8 protein-coding genes are annotated in these 15313 nt (G+C 47.1%); 1 reads left to right on the top strand and 7 read right to left on the bottom strand.

All coding sequences use genetic code 11. From position 1 onward, the window contains the following. Positions 1-226: 226 nt before the first annotated feature. Both NSQ29_RS04015 and NSQ29_RS04010 read right to left on the bottom strand, forming a co-directional pair. The gene (locus NSQ29_RS04015; protein WP_076300757.1) at positions 227-1768 is read right to left on the bottom strand and encodes a response regulator; all 1542 of its coding nucleotides are present in this window, start codon (positions 1766-1768) and stop codon (positions 227-229) included. A 227-nt stretch (positions 1769-1995) separates the two neighbouring features. Continuing rightward, positions 1996-4320: a glycoside hydrolase family 95 protein gene (locus tag NSQ29_RS04010; RefSeq protein ID WP_341124414.1), complete on the bottom strand. Its 2325-nt coding sequence runs from the start codon at positions 4318-4320 to the stop codon at positions 1996-1998. Between the two features lie 253 nt (positions 4321-4573). On the opposite strand from NSQ29_RS04010, the gene NSQ29_RS04005 reads away from it, so the two are divergent. Then, complete coding sequence (locus tag NSQ29_RS04005; RefSeq protein ID WP_341124413.1) at positions 4574-5443, top strand: helix-turn-helix domain-containing protein; 870 nt, start codon at positions 4574-4576, stop codon at positions 5441-5443. A 71-nt stretch (positions 5444-5514) separates the two neighbouring features. On the opposite strand, the gene NSQ29_RS04000 is transcribed toward NSQ29_RS04005, so the two are convergent. The 5 genes from NSQ29_RS04000 to NSQ29_RS03980 all read right to left on the bottom strand — a co-directional run bounded on the left by NSQ29_RS04000 (position 5515) and on the right by NSQ29_RS03980 (position 15311). Further along, positions 5515-7575: an alpha-galactosidase gene (locus NSQ29_RS04000; protein ID WP_341124412.1), complete on the bottom strand. Its 2061-nt coding sequence runs from the start codon at positions 7573-7575 to the stop codon at positions 5515-5517. 552 nt (positions 7576-8127) lie between these two features. Next, positions 8128-10509 carry a glycoside hydrolase family 95 protein gene (locus NSQ29_RS03995; RefSeq protein WP_341124410.1) on the bottom strand — a complete coding sequence of 794 codons (2382 nt, stop codon included), beginning with the start codon at positions 10507-10509 and terminating at the stop codon, positions 8128-8130. A gap of 146 nt (positions 10510-10655) precedes the next feature. Further along, positions 10656-12359, bottom strand: coding sequence for an alpha-1,3-galactosidase-related protein (locus NSQ29_RS03990; RefSeq protein ID WP_341124409.1), 1704 nt, complete (start codon positions 12357-12359; stop codon positions 10656-10658). 64 nt (positions 12360-12423) lie between these two features. Next, complete coding sequence (locus NSQ29_RS03985) at positions 12424-13557, bottom strand: SGNH/GDSL hydrolase family protein (protein ID WP_341124408.1); 1134 nt, start codon at positions 13555-13557, stop codon at positions 12424-12426. A 98-nt stretch (positions 13558-13655) separates the two neighbouring features. Further along, positions 13656-15311 carry an extracellular solute-binding protein gene (locus tag NSQ29_RS03980; protein ID WP_042194338.1) on the bottom strand — a complete coding sequence of 552 codons (1656 nt, stop codon included), beginning with the start codon at positions 15309-15311 and terminating at the stop codon, positions 13656-13658. Positions 15312-15313 lie beyond the last annotated feature (2 nt).

The following is a 15313-nucleotide window of genomic DNA, read 5'->3' as shown; positions in this document are numbered from 1 at the left end:
TCAAGTCATTAAAGGAGTTGGTTAAGAAGCATCTTGAAAGCGCTACCGATTTTCGATGAACTAAAACTCCTTTGATTGCCTTGATGAATGAAGCCCCTCACATGTGCTAGTTATAATACATGCTTAATTGTAAAAAGCAGAGGGATTAATATCCATATCGCAAGTTTACTATTCGTAAGGGAAAGTAACTTTATTTCCTATTTGCCGAACTGAAGCGCTGGCACAATTATAGACTCTTCCTATACTCGTTAGGTGTAACCCCTTGGTTCTTCAGAAATAGGGAGATAAAATAAGATGTGCTTTCGTAACCGACTCTTTGGGCGATATCCTGAATTTTGAGCGAGCCGTCAGCCAGCAACTCTGTAGCCTTATCGAGCCGGATACGTGTTAAATAATCGTGAATCGTGATACCAGTCTTGTCTTTAAAAATGGAGCGTAAATAGTTGGGCGATAAATAAACCTGATCAGATAAGCTATTGATCGTAATCGGCTGATCAAAATTCTGGTCGATCATACTGCGAACCTTGTGAACTAGCTTCGTGTTTTTGTCCATAAGCCGCTCACCCAGCAAGCTCATAGCATTGCCTGCAGTGCCCAGGATCAAATCCTCAATCTCATTTAAAGTCAGTGCATTATAGATGGAATGATATAACTCCGCCCGTTTAACCCCCTCAGGAACAGGTTGATGCAGTTGCTCCAGCAGCTCGTCGACAAGATCAATCGCCCAATCGCAGATATTTTTTTTCTTGATTCTTAGTGTGGCTAGCCCCTCGAAATACTGATGCAGCTTCTGTGCGGCTTGCTCGAAATCTAGCTGATTGATAGCTTCAAACCACTCTTTCCTATTAAAAGGTGGCACATGCTCACTATCAAACTGGTTTGAAATCGCCAAGGCATGAATAATTGAACCCGTACCTTTATAGAAACGCTCGTTTAGGATTTCACGCGTCTGCTTATACAGACAATGAACCTCCGTTAATTCGGTTTCCTGTGCACCGACTGCTGCCGTCACTGTGAAATCCAGTCCACTTCGGATAGCCGCGGCCAGATCCTCCCACGCATAATACCCAGGCTGTTGGCGTGCTTCCATAAACACACCTACCTCCCCATCTTTGTAGGGCACAAATACCGTCTCTATATTCTTCGACTTGAAGAAATGATCCAGAAAAGCTACCAACCGGTTCTTACAATCCTCCAGACTCTGCTGTTCCCCCTCTGCCTCAATCGGATCGATACTGAACAGCGCCATTGCGTAGCGATTCCTCTCAGACTCACGGGTAAGCTTGCAATAGCTGGTCGCCAGATCAGCGGCATGTTCCGCATTTTTTTCATAGGAAAGCTCCTTAAGAAGGTTCGTTTTAGCCGCCTCCATGGAACGTTTCTTCATTTGAACTTCCTCACAGCGCTGCTTCACCTTTGCGATAACGCTTCCAATTTCATTCAAGTCGAGGGGCTTCAGTAAATATCCAACAGCACCTACATTTAGAGCCGATTTTACATAGTTGAATTCGTCATGCCCAGTCAGGAACATTAACTGCATCCAGTCATAGCTCTCATGTATTTTTTTAGCCATTTCAATACCGTTCATAATCGGCATCTGGACATCTGTAAGAATAATATCAGGTCTAATGGCCTCTATCTTCTCTAGAGCCTCTCTACCATTACTCGCAGTTCCGACGACATAAATACCCATTTCTTCCCAGCGGATATAATCTCTCATCATCTCAAGGCCTATTTCTTCATCATCAACTAGAAAAATACTATACACTGATGTCCCCTCCTCTTTGTTGTCTGCATCTGTTTCTTCTATTATATTCTTTTCCCCTTAGGCTACTATGATCCAAATAAATGAAAGTTATTTTCAGGCATAAATCGTTAATTTGCAGACATCGGCAAAAGGGCTATCCGGTCCATAACAGACCGGATAGCCCTTTAATCATGCGCTAATAACCCAGCATAATTAAAGCGGGGGTTCATATCACCCCCGCTGAATCATTATACCAACTCTAACTGACTGTTAAAATAGTAGCTTCCTCCTATTTCTCCTTGAACAGTAGCTCTTCTATCTCCCAACCGAAGTGTCACGGTTCCTGGTGAGTAGGTACGTATCGTAGCTTCCACCAATTGACCATTGTCCCAAGCTACATCAACCTCAGCATTTCCTTTGGCCCGCAGTCCAGATACCGATCCTGTACCCCATGCTTTTGGAAGTGCAGGCAGCAGATGAATCTCACCCTCATGGCTTTGCAGCAGCATCTCGGCAATAACAGCCGTACCCCCGAAATTCCCATCGATCACAAAAATATTGCACTCCGCTCCTCCAATGCCCGATTTGGAAAAACTAAATAAATTATCGAAACTGAGTCCACCAATCAAATGAGAAATATGATTAAAGGCCTTTTCCCCATCATACAATCTGGCAAAGCCGAGACCGAACAATGCGGCGGTAAATTCCACATCCTCCAGTTCTTCCTGAACCATCCGATTCTCAAGTGTTACTCTCACCGCAGCGCTAAGTTCAGGTGTCTTACCTGGTGTGATCTGATTACTTGGATATACCGCGAACAAATGGGCCAAATGCCGATGCTCCGGCTGCGCTTCCTCGTAGTCCTCGAGCCATTCTTGCAGCTGTCCTCTCTTGCCGATCTGAAATGGTGGCAGCTTGGATATCGCTTGCTCCAGCTGCTCCTGTAGTTCCTCATCCGTATTCAGTAGTTTCGCAGACTTCAAACAGAACTCAAAAAGGTCTTTCACCAGCATCTGATCCATAGTGGTACCCATAGACAGCTGCTGTGCGCCCTCGCTGCTATCCGTAGGATAGAAATGATTCTCCGGCGAATTAGAAGGTCCGGTCACCAGCCAGCCGTATTTTGGATGAATGGTCATATAATCTAGGAAGAATGCTGCGGCTTCTTTTAGCACTGGATATGCCTGTTGCTCCAGAAACACACGGTCTTGACTGTATTCATAATGCTCCATCAGATGCGTCGCAATCCATAGTCCACCTGTAACGTTTAGCCCCCAAGATGTCTCCCAGCCCGGAGCCGTGAATCCCCAGACATTCGAGAATACATGTGCTACCCAGCCTTTGCTGCCATAGAAATCGCGAGCGCTTGACTTTCCAGCATGAGACAAACCCTCAATATAGCGCATTAATGGTAAATGACTGTCCCCAAGATTTACGACTTCCGTCGGAAAGTAATTCATTTGCGTATTGATGTCCAAATGATAGTCACAGCTCCACCCCATACGGCAAGCCTCACCATCATTCCATATTCCCTGTAAATTCAGCGGTAACGGGGAGTCTGCCCGAGCTCCAGCAATAGTCAGGTAACGTCCGTACTGCAGGAACAACGCGAACAACTGCGAATCCTCCTCCTGGCCCTGTGCCAGTAATCGAATACGCCTGTCAGTCGGCAGATTCACCTTCCCAGTGGTACCTAATTGGATATCCACCTTACCATATTCTTGCTCATAATCTTCGATATGATCTTCTTTTAACTGCGCATATCCTTTAATCAAAGCCTGCTGTAATGTGCTGCTGCTCTCCATTTCCCACTCCGAGTTACTACGGTTGTAATCGGTGCTGACGGCAAAATAAATTCGCGCCTCATTGGCTCCGGCAATTCTCAATTGACCGTCCCCTCTGTACATCGTACCACCGGAAATGCTTACCTTAATTTGTCCCTTTGCCCATACCCCGCAAGTGCCGTCACTATGCACATTCTCTGTGGCTTGTCCTCTGAATTCAATAGTGTCGTCATTCACGACTTGAGTCGTAAACGACTCTGAACCACCCTCCAGACCGATCGTAAAGGATACACCTCCCGGTTCATCGCTCCAAATTCTTGAGACTACCAGATCATCAGCATGGGAGGCAAAAATCTCACGATGCAGCGTTGTTCCACTACTTTGAACCACTGTCTGGGCCACCGCACAGGTCAAATCCAGCTCTCGCTCGATAGCCGCTGCTGACCCGGAATCCGTGTCCTGTTCTGCAAAGTCAATGACAACCTCGCATAAACCAAGGTTCGTACCGAAATTTCGTTTCTTCGGCTGCAGATGTTGTTTGGCTAGACGGTCACCTTCGTTATAATCGCCAGCAAAGAAATACTTCCGCATCTCTTCCAGCGCAGCTTTGCCTCCGAAAGGAGCAGGCTCTGACTCAGCTTGACCCGACCAGTAGGTAACCTCGGTCATGTTCCATACCTCACGATACGGAGCAGCTATCACTACCGCACCTATTCTTCCGTTGCCCAGTGGCAATCCTTGTGACCAATCCGTTGCAGGGGTAGAATACCATAATCTAAAATCGCTCATTTTATTTTCTCCTGTCCATAGTAGAATCTGTGCAAGCGCGACAACCCTCTAAAAAATGTTGTTAATTAATCCGCTATATAGTGTAAAACTATTCATAATTCCATCTCTTTCAAGATGAATCATACTTTCATAAACCTATCCAATATGTTGCGGATTCATTGTATTTATCGTATCATTTGGATGAATCACTGTCTTTGTTGACCTGTTCGATTATTTGACGATTTGTACGGTAAGATAAGAAAAGAGGGGCCGCATGAATAAACTATCTGAAATGACTCCGTATGTCGGCGCAATCATGCCTTATGTGTACGACGGCAGCAGCAATGAGCATCTGAGAGTCGGTAATGCATACGCGTTCCACTTGTTTACTGATGGCCCCGGTGAGATGGAAATCGACGGAATACGTTATCCGATTGAACGGAGGACACTTGTCTTTCTCCGTCCCGGTCAGCCCCATGCTTTTCATATCATGCCTTCTCATCCACTGTCGTCCTACAACATCTATTTTGATTTATGGGACAACCGCTCTCCAGTATCTAATAACCTTTTATTTATCCATGCCCCTGAAGTCTTACAATTTGAAAAAAAAGCCACCGAAGCACCCTGCGCCGAGCTGAACGAGTTGCCTTGTGTATTTCCACTAGCTAAATATCCTCTGCTATACGATAGTCTTGTGATGATTGCCAAGTCTTACAATAACGTGCTGTTCTATCGTAATGAGATGGCCAATAGCTATCTGTACGGCTGGATCTTGAGCTGGTATAATGCCCTCCATCAGCATCAGCCAAGTGATTATCGTATTGTCCGCCTGCTGGAATATTTGAACACCCACCCCGAGCGTGGTAAGTCTATCGAAGATTGGGCACAGTTCTGCGGGCTCAAGCGGACATATTTCCATGAGCTGTTTCTACGGGAGACCGGAATGACGCCACGCGTCTACCATCATAATTTAGTCATGAGGCGGGCGGCAGGACTGCTTCTGGAGAGTGAGCTTAGTGTGACTGCGATCGCTGAGAAGCTGGGTTATCCTTCCATCCATCCTTTCTCCAGACATTTCAGTACCTGCTACGGCATTAATCCAACACAATACCGCCTTAATCCGCAAAGCCGAATACGAATGTAAGACTCCAACAAAAAAGAATACGCGCTATCCGCGAGAAGCGGTTACGCGTATTCTTTTTTCAATGTGTATAATCAGTTGGCTTTTGCCGTTAATTTGAAGATTTTGGACTCTGCCGGTTCGAGCGTAACTACAAGCTCTCCCGCTGTTTCCCCTTGTGTGCCTTCCCATAGATCAAGCAGTTGGTAAGCTGTTTGACCCTTCAACCCTGCACGCTCCAAGGAGATAGATTTATGAGCAGAATTCACAGCATCATAGTTGAAGACAGCAAGATAGAATACATCATCTTCTGCATCTTCAAGTACGAAAGTATCGGAAGCTTGCTTGCCAAGATCCCCTTCGACAGGGTGGAAAGTCTTCCCTAGGCGGGCGACATCCATAATCTCTTTATTGCCCAGCCACGCTTTGGCCCGTGCGGCAGCTTCTTCTTTTCGGAAATCATCGCCTAGCAGAAGTACCGTTCCAGCGATGACCGAAGCAGTCAGTCGGCTCCGTCCTTCATGCCAGCCAGTGGCATCTTGGTTGTGGCTCTTGTAGAGCACGGAATGATCCGGGTCATTGTAATGGTACAAGGTATGACTCATCCACCACCCATGTGTCAACGAGTTCAGCAAATATTCCGTATCGTGTAGCGTGCCGAAGACATCACAGGAAACCCGGCGGCTATGCGCAAATGCATAAGGGAACAATGGCGCGATGGATAGATTGATAAAGAACGGCCGACCGATCACCTCTGGTGAGAGCTTGTTCTGCAAGTAAGTCATCCCATAGTGATATGCCGCAATTCCCGTCGTAATTTCCGGATTGTAATGTTGCCCTTCCAGTGCACCATGTGCCAAGAAGTCTAGCTTGACATACTCGAAGCCTTCCGAGATGAATTTATTCGTATACCAATCTATTCTTTGCAGGTTGCCTGGATGTGTCGGGTCAATGGCCAGCCCTCCATCAACATCCGGCAAAATTTCTCCTTCGCTGTCTCGCAGCAAGATATCACCATAAGTGTATTTGCCGTTTGTACCTTCCACGAGATCTCCAAACTGAGCCGGACTTCCCCAGAAGGCAAAAGGCGTCCAGTAAGTTCCCGGTCTATGACCATTCTCCCGAACCAGGTCCAGTGCATTCTTCATTTCTTCTGGTGTGAAATTGTCCCAGAAAGCATCAAAGTTGATGTACAGTGTGTCCTCATTCTGGAATCCTAGCGGCTGCACTTCATTTTTCAGAAAATTACTGGTGGATGTATACAGATCATAATCAAGCTCAGCCATTGCCGCAGACCAGCTATTCCAGCCGATAGGAACGCCGCCATCCCATGACAAAGGAGCCTCTATCCAGGTATTAGCCTGACCGTACGCTTCAAGCCCTTTTCTATAATCATCATAGAACCCTACGAAAACGAGCGGTGACTCTACTCTTGTTCCTTTCACATAACCATGTGGCTGGAAATCGCGGGTCATTTCACTTACAGCGCCGCCGTAAAGATCCAGCTCCTCGATCCCTCCGCTCCGTTCGCTTTTGATACGAATCCCTGTCTTCCACACCTTGTGCGTAATGGAACCCATAATAATTCCCTGCCGGCTTTCCGGCGCGAACAATGCAGTTACTTCATAGCTTTCCGTATCCATCGGCGGCTTCACTACTGTATATCTGACCCACTTGTCGTTGTCGTACGGCACACGCAGAATGCTTGGTTCTTCGGGTTGCCCTGACTCCCCGCCAAGTGACACCGATTTGGTCTGAAGGACAGCCATCCGGTTTGCCTTGATCTCTTCATCGCTTGCGATTACGATTTGCATCAATACAAATGATGAAGATTCATAAATATAGAAATGCTGCTCCAGCTGTGGCAGCAGGGACGTTTCGTGCAAAATGACTACGTGAACACCTTTTCCAAAGCCCTCACGAACTACCACTTCCTGAGACTTCAGTGTGTGGCTCTGATAATGTTCAGTGTTATATTCCCTGCCCTGCCAGCGGAATGCACTGCGAATCCCTTTTACATGAGAAGTGTTTCCGCGGGCAACGGATGCTTCACCCGTCCCGAGATCAATCTCTAGATTCACCTCATCATTGGTTACACGGATAAGAGATGCTGTGTCCGTATTCACTTTTACCGTTGTAGCACTATCAGTTAGCATGATTTGCCTCCTTGTTACTGCGTTTTGGACCTTGAAGGCGGCAGGCTCTGTACCTGTGTCCCCCAAGTATGCCCTCATTATAAAGATCAGATAAAGCGTTTTCTATACAACGATCTTCCGATCCATACCGCGATCTAACACATCTAGCACAAACCTAAATCCCCCTAGTATTCATGTCGATGACAAGAAGAAGAGGCTGTACATAAAATACTGCTCATGCTCAACAATTTCGTATCCACACTCCGTTTTCACCTTCGGGCAGCTAGAAGAGATAGATTAGGGAAAACCTCCCTAAAAAAAGCCAGAAAACACTATATTTCAATGTAATGAGGGAAAACCTCCCTAAAAAACAGAGTGAATTCCAAATTCACCACCAGATCGGATGAATTTCAGGGACAAATTCCCTGATTGTTAGTCTTACGAGCAAAAATCTCCGAATTTCAGGGAGTTTTTCCCTAATTGTTGATCAGTATTATATTCGTACAAAAAAAACAGCAGCAGGACCTGTAATTCATGTCCCTGCTGCTGTCCATATTCGTATGAAACTAACTATTATTGCTTACCAACTATAAGCTTGTAGGTCTGACCTGCGGTCGTTGGAAAGCTCACCGTTCCATCTACGGAGCGGTCAAATTCCATCTCGTTGCCGCCATTACTCACCATAAGCGAAGCATCTGTGCGGATCACACATTCATTGCCTAGAAGGGAGGTAATCTGTGCTTCCACGAGATGGCCTCTATCCCACTGAATGCTAACTTCAAAACCACCGCGGGCACGTAGCCCCGCCACGCTTCCCTCCTGCCATTCATCTGGCAGTGCAGGCAGCAGATCGAGATACTCCAGGTGAGATTGCAGTAGCATCTCAGCAATTCCGGCAGAAGCGGCGAAGTTACCATCAATTTGGAACGGTGGATGTGCGCCAAGCAGATTGGCATAAACACCGCCGTGACTATACTGTTCGGACTCCCCATCCTTCACCAGCCGCAGCATGTTTGAGAGCAGTCGTAGTGAGCGGTTGCCGTCCCGGAAGCGGCTCCAGAGCGCAACTCTCCAGCCCAGACTCCAGCCCGTGCTCTCGTCCCCACGCCGTTCAAGCGAAGTTTTGGCGGCAGCGAACAGCTCAGGGGTCTCTTCTTCTGACAACTGCCGGCCCGGATAGATACCGACCAAATGCGAGGTATGTCTGTGATACATATCTTCATCCTCAAAGTCTAAGGACCATTCCTGCAACTGTCCGTACTTACCAACCTGCAGTGGCAATAAACGTTCACGAGCACTTACCAATTCTGCACGCAAATCCTCATCCGTTCCAAGCGTTTCCGAAGCCTCGATACAATTCGTAAACAGCTCCCAGATGAGCGAAATATCCATAGTAGCACCTGCGCTGACTGCAGCCAAGCCCTCCGCTGTCTGGAATTTATGCTCTGGTGAAGTGGATGGGGAGGTCATAAGCCTTCCGTTACCATCGTCAATAAGCCAATCCAGTGCAAACAGAGCCGCCTCCTTCATCACAGGATAAGCGGAAGTCCGTAAATATTCCTCGTCCCCGCCAAAAGCATAATGCTCCCAGAGATGTTGTGTCAGCCAAACGCCACTCATCGTCCAGTAAGCCCAGCTTGGATCTCCGTCACCATAATCCCCGACCGGTGCTGTCTGTGCCCAAAGATCCGTATTATGATGAGCCACCCAGCCTCGGGCACCATAGTTGACTTGAGCAGTCTCCGCACCCATCTTCGCCAAATTTCCGATCATATCCAACAACGGCTCATGACATTCCGCCAGATTACAAATTTCAGCTGGCCAATAATTCATCTCTGTATTGATGTTCAGTGTATAATTGCTACTCCACGGCGGACGGGTAACCGCATTCCATATTCCCTGCAGATTAGTAGCCTGTGTTCCGGGGCGCGAGCTTGCGATCATCAAATAGCGCCCATAATGAAACAGCAACTCGACAAGACCAGGGTCTTGTGCCGCGTATGTCGTAATCCGTTGCTCCGTGGACATCGACTCCGGGGCTTGTGTCTTACCTAATTGGAGCTTCACTCTGTCAAAAAGTGATCGGTAATCCTCGACATGCGCTTGAAGCAAGCTGTCGTAAGACTTTCCATTCACATCTGCCAAGTAAGAAGCTGCAATAGCAGAAGCATCTTTCCCCTCAGCTCCCGGGATTTTGTCAAAGCCATTAAAGCCTGTAGCCGCGCTGAAATAGAAGGTTGCAGCCGTTCCTCCCAACAGATGAATTCCACTACCGTCAACGGTAACTTCCCCATCCTCTGCTACTACGGAGAGTTGTCCTTCAAAGGCCATGCCCTTGCTCTTGCCAGGTTCTCCGTATTGGATCGGATTGTCACTCCAAAAATAGCTTGGATCAACATGCTCCGGTGCAGTTCCCGAGAGTACAAAGTTATCACCCTGAGCGTGAAGGCTATGCCGAAGCGAACTATCTAGTGTAGCATGTACATTCAGCGCTCCCGGTGCACTTGCAGTCAGACGCAGCACGAGCAACTGATCAGGATGTGAAGCGAACATCTCACGGGTATAAGTAACATTACCAATCTTGTATTCAACGCGGTGAACCGCATGTTCAATATCTAATGTCCGCCGATAGGATTGATAAACACCACCATGCTCAAAACGAAGTAGTAAATCTCCAAAAGGCAGATACGATTGGGTGTACGGACCTAGCATCTCTCTAGTCAGGGTGTCCGCTTCTGTATACCGGCCCTCCTGAATCAGCTTTCGAACCTTTGGCAAAGCTTCCTTAGCACCTGGATTATTCCCATCCTTCGGGAATCCCGACCATAATGTATCCTCGTTTAGACTGACTTTCTCCTGCTCCACACCGCCGAAGATCATACCACCCAGACGGCCATTCCCAATCGGAAGCCCTTCGGTCCATACATTTGCTGGCTTGTCATATTGAAGTTTCATTGGTTCTCTCCCTCACGATCTGTCATGAATTAAATAATGTATTCCCCCAAGTCTGCCCTCATTATAAAGATCAGATAAAGCGTTTTCTATACATCGATCTACCGATCCATATCGCGATCTAACACAACCTGCCCTAGCTCATTGAATTAATTATCCTGAATATCGACCTCGCTACAGGCGGTTAAACGTATCGCATCCGCAACACTGGAAAGACAGTTCGTACTTTCCCCACCCATGACAATTTCGTTAGCACTGAAGACCAGTCCGCGGGTGCTCTTGGCACTAAGGACTAACGTTTCACCAGTCTCGAACCTGTTGTTCTTAATAACTATACCCTCATGAACAGGAGTGCTCTCATCAACCTCTGTGTTCTCTGGCGAAATGAAAATAACCGGATGCTCGATGCCCCCGCATTCAATAAAATGATTCTCAGCGATGGTTACCTCCTCCACCTTGCCAGACTCATACCAAGACTCCGCATCCAGGGCAACCAGAATCGCACTCATTTGCATCCGATCAAAAACATTCCCCTTAATCCCTACTTTACGCCGGGTTGTCACAAGGATACCGCGGGTCGGTACCCGCGCGAGGTGATTATTTACGACTTCAACCTCAGGTGTCCAGGTTACATTCTCGATCACATCATGGCTGCCAATTCCTTCAGGAATAGACTGTGCTAAAGTCAATATTAGCTCGCGTGGGTTGAGACGCGTAACCTCTATCACTTCATTAGCAGCATAGGTGGTCAGAGAGCCAGAACGAACAAATTCAATTTCGTCTCCTGGATGGAAGGCCATAAAACCGTAAGTCTGCGGATGCATGAACCGAACCTTCACCCTATTCGTAGACAGCTTCTCCACGATCCGTAGATAGGTACCATGGACATTGACGACGTCATCATGAGAACCGGCAAAACGGCTGTCCACAATAGTTATTTTACCTCGGCAGCTGGACATGTGGATGAAATCCGCAAAGCCAGTAACCGTTCGGCCTGTCTCCAGGCGCGGCGAAATATCCATGCGTTGAAAGGTGAGAGTGTCGCTGAACTGCCCTACAACACCAAGTCCGTGTAAAAAATGCAGACCCACATCGCTGAAGGTGATGTTAGCGCTCTCCACAATGAAGACACCTACCTGATCGCGAATACCATCACGGCTTTGCAGAACCTGCCCGGGGACAACCTCAGGCCCATGATCAAAATGCAAGCGGAGCTTCATCGGCTCCAGCTCTTCAACCGAATCAGCCAGCCCCGACCAGTTGTCCACCCGCCAAGTCGTATTGCTAAGTGGATCATAGGTCTGCATTGGTCCTTCCGAGAAGCTCCAGCCCTCACCGATCCAGACCAGCTTGCCATCCCTGATCTCATACCGTGAATCGGAGTGAACCTGGACATCGAAATAATGAGTACCGCTTTCAGTAATCGTCATCTCTGTCACAGTCGGCCGAGCATAGTCGGTATGTAAATTACGAATCTCTATATTTTTGCAGCCATCCAGCAAGAACATAGTCTGCTTGCCATGGAAGATAAATAGAGAGCCATTGCCCTCAAATGTTAAATTGTGCAGCCCCTTTAAGAGAATTCCTATAGTCTTGGTGACATCCGGATTCTCTTCTTCACTGGTAGTGTTGGAAATGTAGTAGGGTGCTCGGATGGCCTCTTCCGGATAGAAATGATAGCAGCCTTTTGGACAATCCAGCAGGACCGGCCCAGTTATTTCGGCGGCTGCCTCAATAGCTCTTGTCATGGCTGGCTGAGCATCCAAGCCGGAATCCGGCAGAACACCAAAATCAGTCAGGCAGATTACGATAGGAGAAGAATCGACGCTGTGTTCTGTAGAAGAAATGATCAACACCCACTTTCCTAGAATTGTAAACGCTTAATAAGAGGCAGTATAATCCTCTAGGTTAGAATAATCAATTGTACATTAGCTGCAAAATGCGCAGACTAGTGCCTTTACTCTGTTCATCCTTTTCCCCTGTAATTCGCACGGTTACTTGCAATTCCTGACGTTGTTCCTCGATTCCGAACATAGCAATAATAGGCCGAAACGCAAGCGGACACCATTCATCGAATAAGTTAAACGCATGAAAGGGACCTCCATTGAGCGAATATTCGAATATCCCACTGTCCGGGCCGTAGAGCAGCAGCAGACCCACACTCTGTCCGGTTACTGCGTAAGAAAAAGATGCCTCTTTGCTGTCTGTATATAAATGCTCCGTTCCAAATCGCCAGTTCATCAGTGGATCATCAGAGGTAAGCTCGCGTAGCTCGAACCCATCTGCATGATCAGCGCCTCTGAAATCCAGTAAATTACCGTATTCATAATTTCGCTCCTCCAGAGGAGCAATACTTAACGCGCTTCCGGTATTTGAATGTGTGTTGTCAGGAACAAGAGCTGCATCCAAATATTCCTGTAAAAAAGAAGCATACAGCGCATGTCCGTCATCATTGGGATGATATCCATCCGGAGCCAGCTCAGTCCATTCCATTTGTCCGGCCTGGGTCTGTGCATAAACTCTAGCTGCAAAATTAACAGATGGAAGATCGTAATGCTCAGCTACTTCTTCGTGGACGGCAATGTTAAAGGGATTGCTCCCTGACAGATTCTTCTCTGCTGCCGTATACAAGAAGCAAATGTCAGTGCCGGGCGACAACCGTCTGCACTGGCGCACAATTCCTTCCAGACCTCTAATGGATTCTTCCCGGTCGTTGCCGTCATTGACGCTAAATTCAACGAATAGTAGATCAATCTTGCCGTATTGCAGAACATGCGACTGTAATCGGTGAGCGCCCAGCGTGGAATTCGTTCCACCCACTCCTGCATTGATGAAGCGGAATTCATGATTCGCAAATCGCACCTGCAGATACTTACCAGTCAGCGCTCTCCAGCTAAATGTGTCCGCGTCGGAAGCACCTGCCCCCTCTGTAATGGAACCACCCAAAAAGGCGACAGTCACCGGCTCCTTTCCCGCAAGTCTTACGCTTGTATTCGGTAGTCCCCGTCTTGGAACTACAAATTGATGATTGCAATGTTTCTCTTCTGTCATGACTAATCCTCCGTAAATAAAAATGTATATTTTTCCTTGAAATCAAGAAATCAGGTGCTGGGGTATATCTTACAGCACCTGATTCTGATTTCAATATTTTATTTTTTAGAAGTTTCGTAAGCCTTTTGCAAGATTTCGAGATAACGATCTAGCTTCAAGTCTTTCAGACCTTTTATATATGCATCCCAATCTTTATTAAGATCCTTGTTGCCCGTGATGAATTGAAGCTGATTTTGCTCAATGTAATTCTTGATGTTGGTTTGCAGTAAACTCGCTTCATCGATTTCACTTGGATCAATCCAAATCGACCAGATCGGGAATAATTCTTTAGGCTCATGTCCTTCATACAGCAGAGTCGCATCATACAATCTGCGTTCATAACCGCTGGAAGCGTAGATGTCAGTAGCTTGAACGAAGGTATCACGGTACTCTTTTGGCATATAGAAGTGCCCCATACCGCTCCAGCCCGCATTGCGCGGCGCTTCGCCCTCCGCCATAGGAATGGTCTTGATCACTGGTTTAACATCTTTGTCCAGCGCTACATCGCCTTCTTCTGGATCAGTCCAATCAATGCCCTTCATACCGCTGCCACCATTGGTCTGTCCTTCAGAAGTAAACATGTAGTCTACCATTTTAATTAAAGCGATCTGTGCTTCCTCGCTAGCTTTGTTGGTGATGACAAATTTCGCTCCTGGGGATACGCCACCTGCATCATGAGTCGCATAGGAGATACCTTCCGGTCCGCTAATCGGTGGTACAGGATTGTAGTGTGCCGAGCTTCTATTGCCCGGATCAATATTGACGAAAATCGCAGGGTGCATGCCCGCACCAGCGCCCAGAATTTCCGCATCGGCATTTTCACCGATTTTCTTAAAGGCTTCCGCATTCTGTGTGAATGCCCCTGGATCAATCAAACCTGCGTCAAACAGAGATTTGATATAGGTCAGGCCTTCCTTCCACTCCGGTGTGACAGCCGCAGATTGAACTTTTCCATCCATCATGTTCAGATAATTGCGGTCATCATCGTATACAAAGGCATTCATGAGGAATGGTACAATGCGTACACCAAACTCCTCAATGGAGCCACTCAGCGGCACTTCATCTGCTTTTCCATTCCCGTTCGGATCTTGTGTTTTGAAAGCTTCCAGCACTTTTTTGAATTCTTCGGTTGTCTTCGGCATTTCCAGATTCAGCTTCTTCAGCCACTCGGTATTGAGCCACATTTTGCTCGGATAGGAGCAGTGAAAGCATTCTGTGTAAGCGACAAGCCCGTAGATGTTACCATCAGGCGCTGTGTTAAGCGTTCTTAAATTATCGTTCTTTTCCATAGCCGCTTTAATATTCGGAGCATATTTATCAATTAGATCGTTCAGAGGAATCAGCACGCCCTGTTTGCCATACTTCAGAAGATCTGCCTGTGAGAACTGATCGATATAGTGAGTGAGCAGGTAAGCATCAGGGTAATCGCCACTAGCAAGTGAGATTTGGCGCTTTTCCTTGGCTCCGTCTGAAGGGTTGATTTCCCATTTGAATTTAATATTGAATTTGTCTTCCACAAATTTCGAAAATTTATTGGTAGGAACATCGATCCCGGATTCCTGAACCGAGAACACGCTGATTTCCACCGGTTTGCTTGCTGATTCCGAGTTACCTGAGTCAGCAGGTGCGGAGGATGTGTTATCTGTATTTTTATTAGCACATCCGCTTAACACCACCGTAAGAATTAATACCAGCACCAATGACAAGGTCATCATAC

Origin of the sequence: Paenibacillus sp. FSL F4-0236, assembly GCF_038000135.1 — a bacterium.
In the GTDB taxonomy this organism is placed as follows: domain Bacteria; phylum Bacillota; class Bacilli; order Paenibacillales; family Paenibacillaceae; genus Paenibacillus_AQ.
This window is presented reverse-complemented; position numbering and strand designations above follow the sequence as displayed.